The organism is Pseudomonas sp. NPDC087817 (assembly GCF_044742875.1).
GTDB lineage: Bacteria > Pseudomonadota > Gammaproteobacteria > Pseudomonadales > Pseudomonadaceae > Aquipseudomonas.
The window spans coordinates 1,461-15,786 of the sequence record NZ_JBIUVJ010000058.1 but is presented as its reverse complement, the minus strand read 5'-3'; the positions used below and the strand labels follow the sequence as shown (position 1 = coordinate 15,786).

Here is a 14,326-nt window from a genome sequence, read left to right as displayed (position 1 = left end):
ATCAACCCTCCTTCGCTGGGGTCGGTGCGGATTGACCGCTGTCTTTCAACGCTTTGGTCACTTCCGGCGGCATGTACTTCTCGTCGTGCTTGGCCAGCACTTCATCGGCGACGACCACACCGTCCGCATTGATCTTGCCGAGGGCAACGATGCCCTGCCCTTCGCGGAACAGGTCCGGGAGGATGCCGCGATAGGTGATGGTCACGGCTTTGTTGAAGTCGGTGACGACGAATTTGACGTCCAGCGAATCCGGAGAACGCTGCAGCGAGCCCTTCTCGACCATGCCACCGGCACGGATGCGCGTGTCGTGCGGCGCTTCACCGTTGGCGATCTGGGTCGGGGTGTAAAACAGATTGATGTTCTGCTGCAGGGCGCTGAGGGCCAGGCCGACGGCAGCGCCGACTCCGACCAGAATCGCCAGAATGATGATCAAACGTTTTTTGCGCAGCGGATTCACTTGCCGTTCTCCCGGCGCAGACGACGCGCCTCTTGTTGCAGATACCGCTTGCGGGCCACGATCGGCGCCGCCACGTTGAAGGCCAGTACCGCCAGACAGATGCCGTAGGCCGACCAGACATACAGGCCATGATGGCCCATGGCGAGGAAGTCGCCGAATGAAGCAAAACTCATCGAGCGGCCTCCAGACTGTGCTGCACTTCTTCTTTGACCCAACTGGCGCGGGCTTCGCGCTTGAGCACTTCCAGGCGCATGCGCAGCAACAGCACGGCGCCGAAGAAGCAGTAGAAACCCAGCACCGTCAGCAGCAGTGGCAGCCACATCTCGGCAGGCATTGCCGGTTTTTCAGTGAGGGTAAAGGTCGCGCCCTGGTGCAGGGTGTTCCACCACTCCACCGAGTATTTGATGATCGGAATGTTGATCACGCCGACGATGGCCAGCACGGCGCAGGCCTTGGCGGCACTGTCGCGGTTGCTGATGGCGTTGCCCAGCGCGATCACGCCGAAATACAGGAACAGCAGAATCAGCATCGAGGTCAGCCGCGCGTCCCAGACCCACCACGAGCCCCACGTCGGTTTGCCCCAGATCGCCCCGGTGACCAGCGCCACGGCGGTCATCCATGCGCCGATCGGTGCGGCGCATTGCAGGGCGACGTCGGCCAGTTTCATTTTCCACACCAACCCGACCACGCCGCAGACTGCCAGCATCACGTAGATCGACTGAGCGAGCATCGCAGCGGGCACGTGGATATAGATGATGCGAAAGCTGTTGCCTTGCTGATAATCCGGCGGCGCAAAGGCCAGGCCCCAGACGACGCCGACACCAATCAGCAGCAACGCTGCAATGCTCAACCACGGCAAGAACTTGCTGCTGATGCCGTAAAACCACTTGGGCGAGCCGAGCTTGTGAAACCAGGTCCAGTTCATACTGTTTCCATCACGGGTGCCGCTCATCGGTGTGAGCAGTCTCAGGGTCTTTGCTGGTTAAATTTTAACCAGACCTCATTATTCGCCGACGCTGATCTTCAGGCCAGCCGCTATTGCAAAAGGTGTCAGGGTGATCGCCAGGGCGGTCAGGCTACCAAGCCACAGCAGATACCCGGTCGCCGGCATGCCTTGCAAAGCCGCCTGCAGGGCGCCACTGCCAAGGATCAACACCGGGATGTACAACGGCAGAATCAGCAGCGCCAGCAACAGGCCACCGCGCTTCAAACCCACCGTCAGCGCCGCGCCCACCGCGCCGAGCAAGCTCAACACCGGCGTGCCCAGCAGTAACGAAAGCAGCAAAACCGGCAGACACGCGGTCGGTAAACCGAGCATCAACGCCAGCAAGGGCGAGAGTAAAACCAGTGCCAGCCCGGAAAAAAGCCAGTGTGCCAGCACCTTGGCCAATACCAGAAGTGGCAGCGGGTGCGACGAAAGGACCCACTGTTCCAGGGAGCCATCTTCAAAATCACTGCGGAAAAGCCCGTCCAGCGAGAGCAGGACCGACAAAAGCGCCGCCACCCAGACTAACCCCGGGGACAGGTTTTGCAACACTTGCGTTTCCGGGCCGACGGCCAGCGGGAACAAAGCGATGACGATGGCGAAGAAAATCAGCGGATTGGCCAGTTCCGCCGGGCGGCGAAACAGCAGTCGGGATTCACGGGCAACCAGCAGGCCGAACACACTCATACCGCCCAATTCCCCAGATCGATGTCGCGATAACCGGCCGGCATCCGGCTCAGGGTGTGGTGCGTGGTCAACACCACCAGGCCGCCGCGCTCGCAATGACCAGCCAGATGTTCTTCAAGTTGCGCCACCCCTTGCTTGTCGAGGGCGGTGAACGGCTCGTCGAGAATCCACAGCGGCGGGCTGTCGAGATATAAACGCGCCAGTGCCACACGGCGCTGCTGACCGGCGGACAACGTGTGGCAGGGAACATCTTCGAAACCGCGCAATCCTACGGCTGCCAGCGCTTGCCAGATGGCATCGTGTTCGGCGGGATGATGCAGGGCGCACAGCCAGGAGAGGTTTTCTTCCGGGGTCAACAGGTCCTTGATCCCGGCGGCATGGCCGATCCACAACAGATTGCGCGCCAGTTCGCTACGCTGCTCGGTCAGCGGCTGGCCGTTGAGCAGGACTTGACCGTCGGTCGGTTGCATCAGCCCGGCCAACAGACGCAACAGACTGGTTTTGCCGCTGCCGTTGGGACCGCTGATTTGCACCATATCGCCACTGGCCAGTCTCAATTCGAGATTTTCGAAGAGCAGCCTCAAGTCACGTTCACACGCGAGGGCAACGGTTTGCAGGACAGGACTGGTCAAGGGATCACGGGCCTTATACGGTTCAAGTCGGCTCGGGTGCGGCCGTTAAAGAGATGCAGCATAGATGCATTGACGGCTCGTTCTAGAGAGCTGCGTCAAACAATTGCTATGTTTTTTGAACGAAGCGCAAGACGGGCGGCATTATACATGTCGTGCCTTACTCTCAAGAGTGCAATTTCCTCAGGTTGTGTCCGCGTATGACAGGCGAAATGAACATCCTCCCGCTCCCGCCCACCACCCCGGCGACCGCTCGCCCGCAGGTGGGTGAGCTGCTCAAGCTGCTGACGCCGGTTGAAGGCTTGATCGGCGCCGGGCAGAGTGCCAAGGCCGAGGTGTTGTCGCTCAAACAGGCGGATCAGACGTTTCAATTATTGCTGAAGGTGACGCTGGACAGCGGGCGGCAGACCACCGTGCAAGCGACCAGCAATCTGCCATTGCCGCAAGGCACCAGCCTGGCGATCACCCAGCCGTCGGCAGGCAATCTGGCGATCACTGTGCAACAGGCGATTGCCAGCAGCGTCGCCACCCTCACCCGCATCGACACCGCGCAACTGCCGGTCGGTACTTTGTTGCAAGGCAAGGTGCTGACCTCGCAGGTCGTTGCGCAGCCACCGGGTCAAGCGACGGTGTTCCGCTCGATGGTCAGCCTGCTCAATACCGCGTTGAGCGGCAGTACCCTGAGCATCGACAGCCCGCAACCGCTGCGTATCGGCACCCTGCTCTCGGCGCTGGTGGAAGATTCGCAAACCCTGAAATTCCTGCCGCTGAGCAGCCGTCAGGAGCAACTGGCGGTGAGCCAGCAACTGGTCGGCCAGCAGAGTCGCCAGGCATCGCTCAGCGGTTTACTCAACGCGCTGCAAAACCTGCCGGCCGATACCGATCAAACGTCGGCAGATTTGCGCGCAGCGGTGGACAAACTGCTGGCCGGCCTGCCTGACGTGCAGCAACTGAGCACGCCCAAAGGCCTGGCGATGGCGCTGGCCAACAGCGGCATGTTCCTCGAAGCCAAACTGCTGACCGGCCAGAATCCGACGCTGGCCCCGGACATGAAAGCCGGTCTGCTCAAGTTGATCGCGCAACTCACACCCGGCCTGCCCGGCAACACCAATCTGAATGCGATCATTGCCGCCAACACCTTGGCGCAGGCCATGCCGAGTTTCGTCCGCAACGCCCTCGGCATGCTCGGTCAAGTCAGTGCCAAACCGCTGCCAAACAGTTTCCCGCTGCCCGACCGACTGCTGCAAAGCCAGGACGGCGAAGGTGATCTGGAACATTTGCTGCGCCTCGCCGCCGCCGCTGTTTCCCGGCTGCAAAGCCATCAGTTATCGAGCCTGGAACAGACCGGCGTCACCGATGACGGGCGCCTGCTCAGCACCTGGCAACTGGAAATTCCCATGCGTAACCTGCAGGACATCGTGCCGTTGCAGGTCAAGTTCCAGCGCGAAGAAGCGCCGGAGAAAGAGCCCCAACCGAATGAGCGTCGCGACGAACGCGAGTCCAAACAACAATTGTGGCGCGTCGATCTGGCGTTCGACATGGAACCGCTGGGGCCGATGCAGATTCAGGCGCAATTGATTGCCGGCAGCCTGTCGAGTCAGCTCTGGGCTGAACGGCCGTACACCGCCGACCTGATCGAAAACAACCTGTTCGCTCTGCGCCAGCGCCTGCTCGATCGCGGGCTGAACGTCGGCGATCTGGACTGCCACCACGGCACCCCGCCGCAAGGCAACCAAACCCGCCTCGACCACCGCTGGGTTGACGAAACCGCATGAATGACACCACCGCCCCACGCCAGGCCATCGCCCTCAAATACGACGGCAACCACGCCCCGACCCTCACCGCCAAGGGTGACGAGGAACTGGCCGAAGAAATCCTGCGGATTGCCCGCGAGTGTGAAGTGCCGATCTACGAAAACGCCGAACTGGTGCGCCTGTTGGCGCGCATGGAACTGGGCGACAGCATTCCCGAAGAGCTGTATCGCACCATCGCCGAGATCATCGCGTTTGCGTGGAATCTGAAGGGGAAATTCCCCGAGGGACAGGATCCGGATGCGCCGATGGTCGAGAAGGACATCACCGAACGTGGGGATGATTACTGATCGTTCCCACGCTCTGCGTGGGAATGCCGCCCGTGACGCTCTGCGTCACATTTCACAAGCGGAACGCGGAGCGTCCCAAGATGCATTCCCACGCAGAGCGTGGGAACGATCCCGGTACGACAATCAGTTCTTGTGAAGTTTGCGCATCAACTCCGCCTCAGCCTGGGTCAAACCGCAGGACTGAGTCAGTTCATCAACGCTCGCGCCCATCCCCACCAGTTTCGCCGCTTGGGCGAACGACAGGCTCGATGGATCGCGCTGCTCCAGCGCAACAATCTTGTCAGGCAACGGCCCGACGACCGCGCGCAACTCGTGCAGGGCTTCGCCCATGCGCACGTTGCCGTTCTGGTAGTCGTCAACGCGTTTGGCCAGGTCCTTGATGCGCTGATCACGCAGCGCATCGCCATGAGCCTGTTGCGCGGCAATCACTTTTTGCGCCTTGATGTACGACACAAACATCGCCAGCGTGCCTGCCCAGAAAAGGAACAGGACAATAACCGCAACCTCGAGAATCAAATCAGATGCTCTCCAGTTCCGACCATTCTTCTTCACTCATCATCTTGTCCAGCTCGACCAGGATCAGCAACTCGTTGTTCTTGTTGCACACGCCCTGGATGAACTTGGCCGACTCTTCGTTACCGACGTTCGGTGCGGTCTCGATTTCCGACTGACGCAGGTAAACCACTTCAGCCACGCTGTCGACCATGATCCCGACCACTTGCTTGTCGGCTTCGATGATGACGATACGGGTGTTGTCGCTGATCTCGCCGGTGCTCAGGCCGAAGCGCTGACGGGTGTCGATCACGGTGACAACGTTACCGCGCAGGTTGATGATGCCCAGCACGTAGCTTGGCGCACCCGGTACCGGCGCGATCTCGGTGTAGCGCAGGACTTCCTGAACGCGCATCACGTTGATGCCGTAGGTTTCGTTGTCCAGTTTGAAGGTTACCCATTGCAGGATCGGATCTTCGGAACCCTTTGCCGCCGTCGCCTTGTCGTTCATACCCTAGCCCCTCGAAGTACCGCGCCTGGCGGTTTATGTTTCGTTTCCGGCATATCGATGCCGGTACTGTCTGTTATGTCGGTTTGTGGTTCGGCTTACTGCCGGACATGTGTTTTGCCCCGCCGCTGGCGATCAACTCGGCCAGTGCGGCGACATCGAGCAAGGCGCACATGTGTTCAATCACCGTGCCGGCGAGCCATGGCCGCTGACCTCGATGACTTCTCCATTTGATTTCATTCGGATCAAGACGCAACGAACGACTGACCTGATGCACCGCCAGGCCCCACTCGTAACCTTGTACCGAAATCACGTACTGCAAGCCCTGACGGAAGTCATCGCGATAGCGATCCGGCATGACCCAGCGCGCGGTGTCCAGAACTTTCAGGTTGCCGGCCTGGCTCGGCAAGATGCCGAGGAACCATTCCGGCTGGCCGAACAGCGGCGTCAGTTCATGACCGGCCAGCGAATAGATCGAGCCGAGGCACACCAGCGGCACCGCCAACGTCAGCCCGGCCACGTCGAACAGCAGGCATTCGAACGCTTCGGAGGCCCAGGCTGGACGGCCGTCGGTTTCCACGGGCGGTGGCGTATTGCTCGGCGGCAAATGCACTTCCACCAGCGGCGGCACCAGCGTCTGTTCGACGGGTTCGGGCAGCACTGGCGCAGGTGCGGGCATGACTGGCGCAGGCTCGGCCACGACCGGTTCTGGCGTGGTTTTCAGAAGCTGGGTTTGCAACAGCGGTGCGAGCGTGGAAACCGAAGCGCGAACCGGCGCTGCCTCTTCAATCAACGCCAGCGGAGCCTTGGTCACGGGTGCAGCAACAGGCGCGGCAACCGGCTTCACAGCCTGCTGCGCATCACGCGCCTGCTCTTCCAGCACCGCGGCCTGGAATTCATCCAGCGCCGCCGCACTTTCCACCTCTTCAGGTTCCGCTACGAATGCCGCTGGCAACTCGTCAGGAATCTCCTGCAACAAGCCATCCAGATACGACTGCAAGGCCAACTGCGGCTTCGACGTCAACTTAAGCGGCCGATTCATGCTCAAGCCACCTGCGGAACAAGTTGTTGCGCCAACAGATGCTTGAGCAGCGCGCGATAAGCCAGCACGCCACGGCTCTTGCCGTCGAATTGCGAGGGCGTGACACCGGCACGGCTGGCGTCGCGCAGACGCGTATCGACCGGGATGTAACCCTGCCAGATCTCGTCGGGGAATTTGTCACGCAGCACGCGCAAGGTATGCATCGATGCCTGAGTACGGCGATCGAACAGGGTCGGCACGATGCTGAACGGCAGCGCCTGTTTGCGCGAGCGGTTGATCATCGCCAAGGTGTTGACCATCCGCTCCAGGCCTTTGACGGCCAGGTGTTCGGTCTGCACCGGGATCACCAGTTGCTGGCTGGCCGCGAGGGCGTTGACCATCAGCACGCCGAGCAACGGCGGGCTGTCGATGACGGCGTAATCGAAGTCCTGCCACAGCTGCGCCAGACTCTTGGCGATCACCAGACCCAAGCCACTCTGCCCCGGCGACTGGCGCTCAAGGGTGGCCAGAGCGGTGCTCGACGGCAGCAGGGAAATGCGTTCGTCGCTGGTCGACAACAGCAACTGCCCGGGCAAGCCTTGCGGCACAGTGCCCTTGTGCAGAAACAGGTCGTAGTTGCTGTGTTCCAGGCTGTCGGGGTCGTAGCCGAAATAGCTGGTCATCGAGCCGTGCGGGTCGAGATCGACCACAACCACGCGCTTGCCCGCCTCCGCCAGCAAACCGGCTAAAGCGATGGAAGAAGTGGTTTTACCAACACCACCCTTTTGATTGGCGACTGCCCAGACTCTCATTCAGTTCGTTCCTCCCGGTCGAGATGCTCGACCGAGACATGGTTCAGCGTGTTAATGCGGGTGACGGAGAATTGACGGCACTCTCGCGTCCCGGCGTCTTGACCGGGGTCGGTGCAGTTTGTGTGCCAGCACGCTTGAGTGCAGCATCCGGTTGCGCGTTGGCGGTTCCGGTGCCCGTGAGGCTGCGGCGCACATCGAGGTTGCGCGATACCACCAGCACCACCCGACGGTTTTTCGCCCGGCCTTCGGCCGTGGCGTTGTTGGCCACTGGCTGGAACTCGCCGTAGCCCACCGAGGCCAGACGGCCAGGGTTCACACCCTGCATCGCCAGCATGCGCACGATGCTCGCCGAACGCGCCGAGGACAGCTCCCAGTTGGTCGGGTACTGCGCGGTGCGGATCGGTTGATCGTCGGTGAAGCCTTCAACGTGGATCGGGTTGTCGAACGGTTTGAGGATCGCCGCAACCTTGTCGATGATGTTGAACGCGATGTCGCTGGGCATGGCGTCGCCGCTGCCGAACAACAGGCTGGAGTTGAGTTCGATTTCGACCCACAACTCGTTGCCACGCACGGTCATCTGGTTGGAGCTGATCAGATCGCCGAACGCCGCGCTGATGTCATCGGCAATGCTCTTCAGCGGATCGCTGGCGCCGGCGATACCGGCGTCGACCTGCTCGGCATCCTTGACCAGCGGCTTGGCCGGGGTCACGGTCTTCGGTCGTTCTTCGCCGATCGGAATCGGTTTGAGTGAGCGATCGGAGTCGGTAAAGACGCCGATCAGCGCTTCGGAAATAACCTTGTACTTGCCTTCGTTGATCGACGAGATCGAGTACATGACCACGAAGAAAGCGAACAGCAGCGTGATGAAGTCGGCGTAGGACACGAGCCAGCGCTCGTGGTTAACGTGTTCTTCCTGATGCCTGCGACGAGCCATAGTCCATTACCCCCATCAATCCATGAAGCCCTGAAGCTTCAACTCGATAGAGCGCGGGTTTTCACCTTCGGCGATCGACAAGATACCTTCCAACAACATTTCGCGATAACGCGACTGTCGCAACGCGATTGACTTCAGTTTGGCCGCGACCGGCAACAGGATCAGGTTGGCACTGGCCACGCCGTAGATGGTCGCGACGAACGCCACGGCGATGCCGCTGCCCAATTGCGTCGGGTCGGCGAGGTTGCCCATCACATGAATCAGGCCCATCACCGCACCAATGATGCCGATGGTCGGCGCGTAGCCGCCCATGCTTTCAAAGACTTTCGCCGCTTCGATGTCGCGGGCTTCCTGGGTGTAGAAATCCACTTCAAGGATGCTGCGGATCGCTTCCGGCTCGGCGCCGTCGACCAGCAGTTGCAGGCCCTTGCGCGAGTAGCTGTCGGGTTCGGCATCGGCCACGCCTTCCAGACCGAGCAAACCTTCCTTGCGTGCAGTGAGGCTCCAGTTGACCACGCGATCGATGCCGCCGGCCAGGTCCACTCGCGGCGGAAAGAAGATCCAGGCGAGGATCTGCATCGCGCGTTTGAACGCGCTCATCGGCGATTGCAGCAGCGCGGCACCGATGGTGCCGCCCAGTACAATCAGTGCCGCCGGGCCGTTGGCCAGCGCACCGAGGTGACCACCTTCCAGGTAGTTGCCGCCGATGATGGCGACAAACGCCATGATGATCCCGATAAGGCTTAGAACATCCATCAGATACACGCCTCGACGATGTGCTTGCCGATGTCGTCCAGACCGTACACCGCATCCGCGAGATCGGCTTTGACGATGGCCATCGGCATGCCGTAGATCACGCAACTGGCTTCGTCCTGTGCCCACACCGAGCTGCCGCCCTGCTTGAGCAGGCGTGCGCCTTCACGACCGTCGGCGCCCATGCCGGTCAACACGACCGCCAGAACTTTGTCACCGTAGGATTTCGCCGCCGAACCGAACGTGATGTCCACGCACGGCTTGTAGTTCAGACGCTCGTCGCCCGGGAGGATTTTCACCGCGCCACGGCCGTCGATCATCATTTGCTTGCCACCCGGGGCCAGCAACGCCAGGCCCGGACGCAGGATGTCGCCATCCTCGGCTTCCTTGACACTGATGCGGCAGAGCTTGTCCAGACGTTCAGCGAAGGCCTTGGTGAACGCTGCCGGCATGTGCTGGATCAGCACGATCGGCGCCGGGAAGTTGGCCGGCAATTGCGTCAACACGCGTTGCAGGGCAACCGGACCGCCCGTCGAGGTACCGATGGCAACCAGTTTGTAGGCTTTGCGTTTCGGTGCCGGCGACGACGAGCCGGTAGTCGAGGCGCGGCTTGCGACAGGCGCATGCACAGGTGCAGGCGCTGGACGTGCAGGCGCGCTGGTGCTGTGGCTGCTGAAGCTCGACGCCGCCGGAGCAGGCGTCGGTGCAGGCGCAGCTACCGGAGCCGGCGCGCTGTAGGCACTGAAACGACGGTTACTGCGCGAGATGCTATGCACCTTCTCGCACAGCAGTTGCTTGACCTTCTCCGGGTTGCGCGAGATGTCTTCAAAATTCTTCGGCAGGAAATCCACCGCACCGGCATCCAGCGCATCGAGGGTTACCCGAGCGCCTTCATGAGTCAGCGAGGAGAACATCAACACCGGGGTCGGGCAGCGCTGCATGATGTGCCGCACGGCCGTGATGCCGTCCATCATCGGCATCTCGTAGTCCATGGTGATCACGTCTGGCTTGAGGGCCAGGGCCTGATCAATCGCCTCTTTACCGTTGGTGGCCGTACCGACCACCTGGATGCTCGGATCCGCTGAAAGAATTTCCGAGACGCGGCGGCGGAAAAAACCCGAATCGTCCACCACCAGGACTTTGACTGCCATAAACACTCCATTAGGCGCAGCGGGACGTTGTCGCCCCGCCGCCCCGGATTCAAATACGCCGTGCGGCGTAACGCTTGAGCATGCTTGGAACATCGAGAATCAGTGCAATGCGGCCGTCACCGGTGATGGTGGCGCCGGACATGCCCGGAGTCCCTTGCAGCATTTTGCCCAATGGCTTGATGACCACTTCTTCCTGGCCAACCAGTTGATCGACGACGAAGCCGATCCGCTGAGTGCCCACCGACAAGATCACCACATGGCCTTCGCGCTGTTCTTCATGAGCGGCGGAGCTGACCAGCCAGCGCTTGAGGTAGAACAGAGGCAAGGCCTTGTCCCGCACGATCACCACTTCCTGGCCGTCCACGACGTTGGTGGTCGACAGGTCGAGGTGGAAGATTTCGTTGACGTTGACCAACGGGAACGCAAACGCCTGGTTGCCGAGCATGACCATCAGGGTCGGCATGATCGCGAGGGTCAGCGGCACCTTGATGACGATCTTCGAGCCCTGGCCCTTGGTCGAGTAGATATTGATCGAACCGTTGAGCTGGGAAATCTTGGTCTTCACCACGTCCATGCCGACACCACGGCCGGATACGTCGGAGATCTCGGTCTTGGTCGAGAAACCCGGGGCGAAAATCAGGTTGTAGCACTCGGTATCGCTCAGGCGATCGGCCGCGTCCTTGTCCATCACGCCGCGTTTTACCGCGATCGAACGCAGGACGTTCGGGTCCATGCCTTTGCCGTCATCGGAGATCGACAGCAGGATATGGTCGCCTTCCTGTTCGGCTGCCAGCACCACGCGACCACCACGGGCCTTGCCCGACGCTTCGCGTTCTTCCGGCGACTCGATACCGTGGTCGACGGCGTTGCGCACCAAGTGGACCAGCGGGTCGGCCAGAGCCTCGACAAGGTTTTTGTCGAGGTCGGTTTCTTCACCCACCAGCTCCAGGTTGATCTCTTTCTTCAGCTGACGTGCGAGGTCGCGAACCAGACGCGGGAAGCGCCCGAAGACCTTCTTGATCGGCTGCATCCGGGTCTTCATCACCGCGGTCTGCAAGTCAGCCGTGACCACGTCGAGGTTCGACACGGCCTTTTGCATGGCTTCGTCGCCGCTGTTGAGACCCAGGCGCACCAGGCGGTTACGCACCAGTACCAGCTCGCCGACCATGTTCATGATTTCGTCGAGACGTGCGGTGTCGACCCGCACGGTGGTCTCGGCTTCGCTCGCCGGTTTTTCCGGTGGCGGTGCAGCGGCAGCACGGGCCGGAGCCGGTGCAGCAGCGGCAGCCGGTTTTGGCGCTTCGGCTTTCGGTTCAGGCTTGGCGGCAGGCTTCGGCGCAGCAGCAGCGGCCGGTGCTTTCGCAGGCGGCGTGGCGACTGTCGAAGCGGAGCCGGCAGCAGCGGCGCCGACTTCAGTGAACTTGCCTTTACCGTGCAATTCGTCGAGCAGCGATTCGAATTCGTGATCGCTGATCAGATCGCTACCGGCAGCGGCAGCCGCCGGTGCGGCAGGCGCAGGGGCCGAGGCAATCGCCGACTCCAGCGCTTCGACGGCGAAGTTGCCTTTGCCGTGCAACTGATCGAGCAGTGCTTCGAATTCGTCGTCGGTGATGTCCGAGCTGTCGCCTGCTGCCGGCGCTGCAGGTTTGGCCGCCGCCGGCGCGACTGCGTCAGCTGCAAATTGACCTTTACCGTGCAACTGATCGAGCAGTGATTCGAACTCGGCGTCAGTGATTTCATCGCTGGCTGCCTCTTCGGCAGTTTGCGCAGGCGCAGCCGCCGCCGGGGCTTCGGCTTCGGCCTTGACGGCGTTCAGCGAGTCCAGCAGCTGTTCAAATTCGTTATCGGTGATGTCGCCCGAATCGCCTTCGACGACCAGTTCTTCGATCATCTCGGCCACTGGCGAAGCCGGGGCTTGATCCGCCGATTGCGGCTCGGCCAGACGCGCCAGCGCTGCCAGCAGTTCCGGCGTGGCGGCGGTGATCGGTGCACGCTCGCGGACTTCGCTGAACATGCTGTTCACCGCGTCCAGTGCTTCGAGGACAACGTCCATCAGTTCTGCATCAACGCGACGCTCACCCTTACGCAGGATGTCGAACACGTTTTCGGCGATGTGACAGCACTCCACCAGCTCGTTGAGCTGAAGGAAGCCGGCGCCCCCTTTTACAGTGTGGAAACCGCGAAAAATTGCGTTGAGCAAATCTGCGTCATCCGGACGGCTTTCCAGCTCGACCAGTTGCTCGGACAGTTGCTCAAGAATCTCGCCGGCCTCAACCAGGAAATCCTGAAGGATCTCTTCATCGGCGCCGAAGCTCATTAATGGGGTGCTCCTACAGGTCTAAAAACCCAAAAAACCTAAAATTCCAAAACTCTAGAATCCGAGGCTGGATAACAAATCGTCCACATCGTCCTGACCGGACACAACGTCTTCTCGTTTATCGGCATGAATCTGCGGACCTTCACCCTGCGAGAGATGTTTTTGTGGATCTTTTTCTGCAAGCATCGCTGCACGGTCATGTTCGATGCCCGCAAAGCGGTCGACCTGACTGGCCATGAGCACGAGTTTGAGCAAATTGCTTTCGACTTCGGTGACCAGTTGGGTCACACGCTTGATCACTTGACCGGTAAGGTCCTGGTAATCCTGAGCCAGCAGGATGTCGTTCAGATTGCTCGACACCGCACGGTTGTCCGTGCTGCTGCGTGACAGAAAACCGTCGACCCGGCGCGCCAGTTCGCGGAACTCTTCAGCCCCGACTTCACGACGCATGAAACGCCCCCAGTCGGTACTCAAGGCCTGGGCTTCTTCAGCCAGACCATTGACCACCGGAGTGGCGCTTTCCACCAGATCCATGGTGCGGTTGGCCGCGGCTTCTGTCAGCTTGACCACATAGCCCAGGCGTTCGGTGGCGTCGGTGATTTGCGACACTTCCTCAGCCTGCGGCATGTGCGGATCGATCTGGAAGTTGACGATCGCACTGTGCAGTTCACGTGTGAGCTTGCCGACTTCCTGATACAGGCCACGGTCACGGGTCTGATTGAGCTCATGGATCAGTTGCACAGCGTCGCCGAACCTGCCTTTTTCAAGGCTCTCGCCCAGTTCGACCGCGGGTTTTTTCAGGGTCGACTCGAAATCGCCCTGTGAAGATTCGTTATGCTCCATAGCTCCCCCGCGCGTCATCAGCCGATGCGTTCGAAAATCTTCTCGATTTTGTCTTTCAACGCCTGAGCCGTGAAAGGTTTGACCACGTAGCCGTTCACACCGGCCTGAGCGGCCTCGATGATTTGCTCGCGCTTGGCTTCAGCGGTCACCATCAGCACGGGCAGATGCTTGAGTTTTTCATCGGCACGCACGTGGCGCAGCAGGTCGATACCGGTCATGCCCGGCATGTTCCAGTCTGTTACCAGAAAGTCGATGCTGCCGCTGTTGAGCACCGGAATGGCGGTAGTGCCATCGTCGGCCTCGACGGTGTTGGTGAACCCAAGATCGCGCAGCAGGTTCTTGATGATCCGCCGCATCGTTGAGAAGTCATCAACGATGAGGATTTTCATGTCTTTGTTCAATTCGACCTCCAAGCAGTCTTAAACGCGCCCAGCACCTGGGCGCGCCACTTCAATCAATCGGCGCAGCACTCGAAGACTGTCTGGAGCACAACAGAGCAAGACCGGTGCCGTTCATCACCGCACCAGCCTCGTTCGCAGTGTCCCCACACTGCCTTCAGCGCGCTCGCCACTCCCCCAAACGCCCCCGCAAACGGGCCGCGCACTGGCTGTGTAACTGGCTGACCCGCGATTCACT

Annotated in this window: 17 protein-coding genes and 1 pseudogene; 2 read left to right on the top strand and 16 right to left on the bottom strand. The window is 60.8% G+C overall.

All coding sequences use genetic code 11. The annotated features are described in order from the left end of the window. Position 1: 1 nt before the first annotated feature. From ccmE to ccmA, 5 genes are all read right to left on the bottom strand, one after another. Entirely contained in the window at positions 2 to 457 is a 456-nt protein-coding gene (ccmE, locus tag ACIONG_RS24705; protein ID WP_103306828.1) for a cytochrome c maturation protein CcmE, read from the bottom strand. Further along, complete coding sequence (gene ccmD / locus ACIONG_RS24700; RefSeq protein WP_103306829.1) at positions 454 to 630, bottom strand: heme exporter protein CcmD; 177 nt, start codon at positions 628 to 630, stop codon at positions 454 to 456. The genes ccmE and ccmD overlap by 4 nt, the downstream gene beginning before the upstream one ends. Beyond that, positions 627 to 1,382 (bottom strand): heme ABC transporter permease, encoded by a 756-nt coding sequence (locus tag ACIONG_RS24695; protein WP_016987487.1) that lies wholly within the window; start codon positions 1,380 to 1,382, stop codon positions 627 to 629. The genes ccmD and ACIONG_RS24695 overlap by 4 nt, the downstream gene beginning before the upstream one ends. A 78-nt stretch (positions 1,383 to 1,460) precedes the next feature. Continuing rightward, positions 1,461 to 2,129, bottom strand: a complete 669-nt coding sequence (gene ccmB, locus ACIONG_RS24690; RefSeq protein ID WP_103306830.1) for a heme exporter protein CcmB — start codon at positions 2,127 to 2,129, stop codon at positions 1,461 to 1,463. Continuing rightward, entirely contained in the window at positions 2,126 to 2,761 is a 636-nt protein-coding gene (gene ccmA, locus ACIONG_RS24685) for a cytochrome c biogenesis heme-transporting ATPase CcmA (protein ID WP_401303285.1), read from the bottom strand. Before ccmA ends, ccmB begins: the two co-directional genes overlap by 4 nt. 197 nt (positions 2,762 to 2,958) lie before the next feature. Here ccmA and ACIONG_RS24680 point away from each other — a divergent pair, with 197 nt between their 5' ends. Next, positions 2,959 to 4,533 (top strand): flagellar hook-length control protein FliK, encoded by a 1,575-nt coding sequence (locus ACIONG_RS24680; protein WP_401303283.1) that lies wholly within the window; start codon positions 2,959 to 2,961, stop codon positions 4,531 to 4,533. Then, positions 4,530 to 4,859, top strand: a complete 330-nt coding sequence (locus tag ACIONG_RS24675; protein ID WP_103306833.1) for an EscU/YscU/HrcU family type III secretion system export apparatus switch protein — start codon at positions 4,530 to 4,532, stop codon at positions 4,857 to 4,859. The genes ACIONG_RS24680 and ACIONG_RS24675 overlap by 4 nt, the downstream gene beginning before the upstream one ends. Positions 4,860 to 4,982: 123 nt before the next feature. On the opposite strand, the gene ACIONG_RS24670 is transcribed toward ACIONG_RS24675, so the two are convergent. The 11 genes and pseudogenes from ACIONG_RS24670 to fliA form a co-directional block, all read right to left on the bottom strand. Then, complete coding sequence (locus ACIONG_RS24670) at positions 4,983 to 5,375, bottom strand: DUF2802 domain-containing protein (protein WP_103306834.1); 393 nt, start codon at positions 5,373 to 5,375, stop codon at positions 4,983 to 4,985. Position 5,376: 1 nt separating this feature from the next. Then, on the bottom strand, positions 5,377 to 5,862 hold the full coding sequence (locus ACIONG_RS24665; RefSeq protein ID WP_025111919.1) for a chemotaxis protein CheW: 486 nt from the start codon (positions 5,860 to 5,862) through the stop codon (positions 5,377 to 5,379). A gap of 73 nt (positions 5,863 to 5,935) precedes the next feature. After that, positions 5,936 to 6,901, bottom strand: coding sequence for a CheW domain-containing protein (locus tag ACIONG_RS24660; RefSeq protein ID WP_401303281.1), 966 nt, complete (start codon positions 6,899 to 6,901; stop codon positions 5,936 to 5,938). Between the two features lie 2 nt (positions 6,902 to 6,903). After that, positions 6,904 to 7,692, bottom strand: a complete 789-nt coding sequence (locus ACIONG_RS24655; RefSeq protein ID WP_103306836.1) for a ParA family protein — start codon at positions 7,690 to 7,692, stop codon at positions 6,904 to 6,906. A 43-nt stretch (positions 7,693 to 7,735) separates the two neighbouring features. Beyond that, entirely contained in the window at positions 7,736 to 8,626 is an 891-nt protein-coding gene (gene motD / locus ACIONG_RS24650; protein WP_064120990.1) for a flagellar motor protein MotD, read from the bottom strand. A gap of 15 nt (positions 8,627 to 8,641) precedes the next feature. Beyond that, positions 8,642 to 9,382, bottom strand: coding sequence for a flagellar motor protein (locus tag ACIONG_RS24645; RefSeq protein ID WP_095190692.1), 741 nt, complete (start codon positions 9,380 to 9,382; stop codon positions 8,642 to 8,644). After that, positions 9,382 to 10,530 (bottom strand): chemotaxis response regulator protein-glutamate methylesterase, encoded by a 1,149-nt coding sequence (locus ACIONG_RS24640; RefSeq protein ID WP_401303278.1) that lies wholly within the window; start codon positions 10,528 to 10,530, stop codon positions 9,382 to 9,384. The genes ACIONG_RS24645 and ACIONG_RS24640 overlap by 1 nt, the downstream gene beginning before the upstream one ends. A gap of 49 nt (positions 10,531 to 10,579) precedes the next feature. Further along, complete coding sequence (locus tag ACIONG_RS24635; RefSeq protein WP_213027952.1) at positions 10,580 to 12,847, bottom strand: chemotaxis protein CheA; 2,268 nt, start codon at positions 12,845 to 12,847, stop codon at positions 10,580 to 10,582. 54 nt (positions 12,848 to 12,901) lie between these two features. After that, a complete protein-coding gene (locus ACIONG_RS24630; RefSeq protein WP_401303275.1) occupies positions 12,902 to 13,690 on the bottom strand; it encodes a protein phosphatase CheZ in 789 nt (262 codons plus the stop codon). Positions 13,691 to 13,707: 17 nt separating this feature from the next. Then, positions 13,708 to 14,079 carry a chemotaxis response regulator CheY gene (locus tag ACIONG_RS24625; RefSeq protein ID WP_024012118.1) on the bottom strand — a complete coding sequence of 124 codons (372 nt, stop codon included), beginning with the start codon at positions 14,077 to 14,079 and terminating at the stop codon, positions 13,708 to 13,710. Between the two features lie 166 nt (positions 14,080 to 14,245). Then, positions 14,246 to 14,326 (bottom strand): annotated as a pseudogene (gene fliA / locus ACIONG_RS24620) (RNA polymerase sigma factor FliA); the annotation flags it as partial.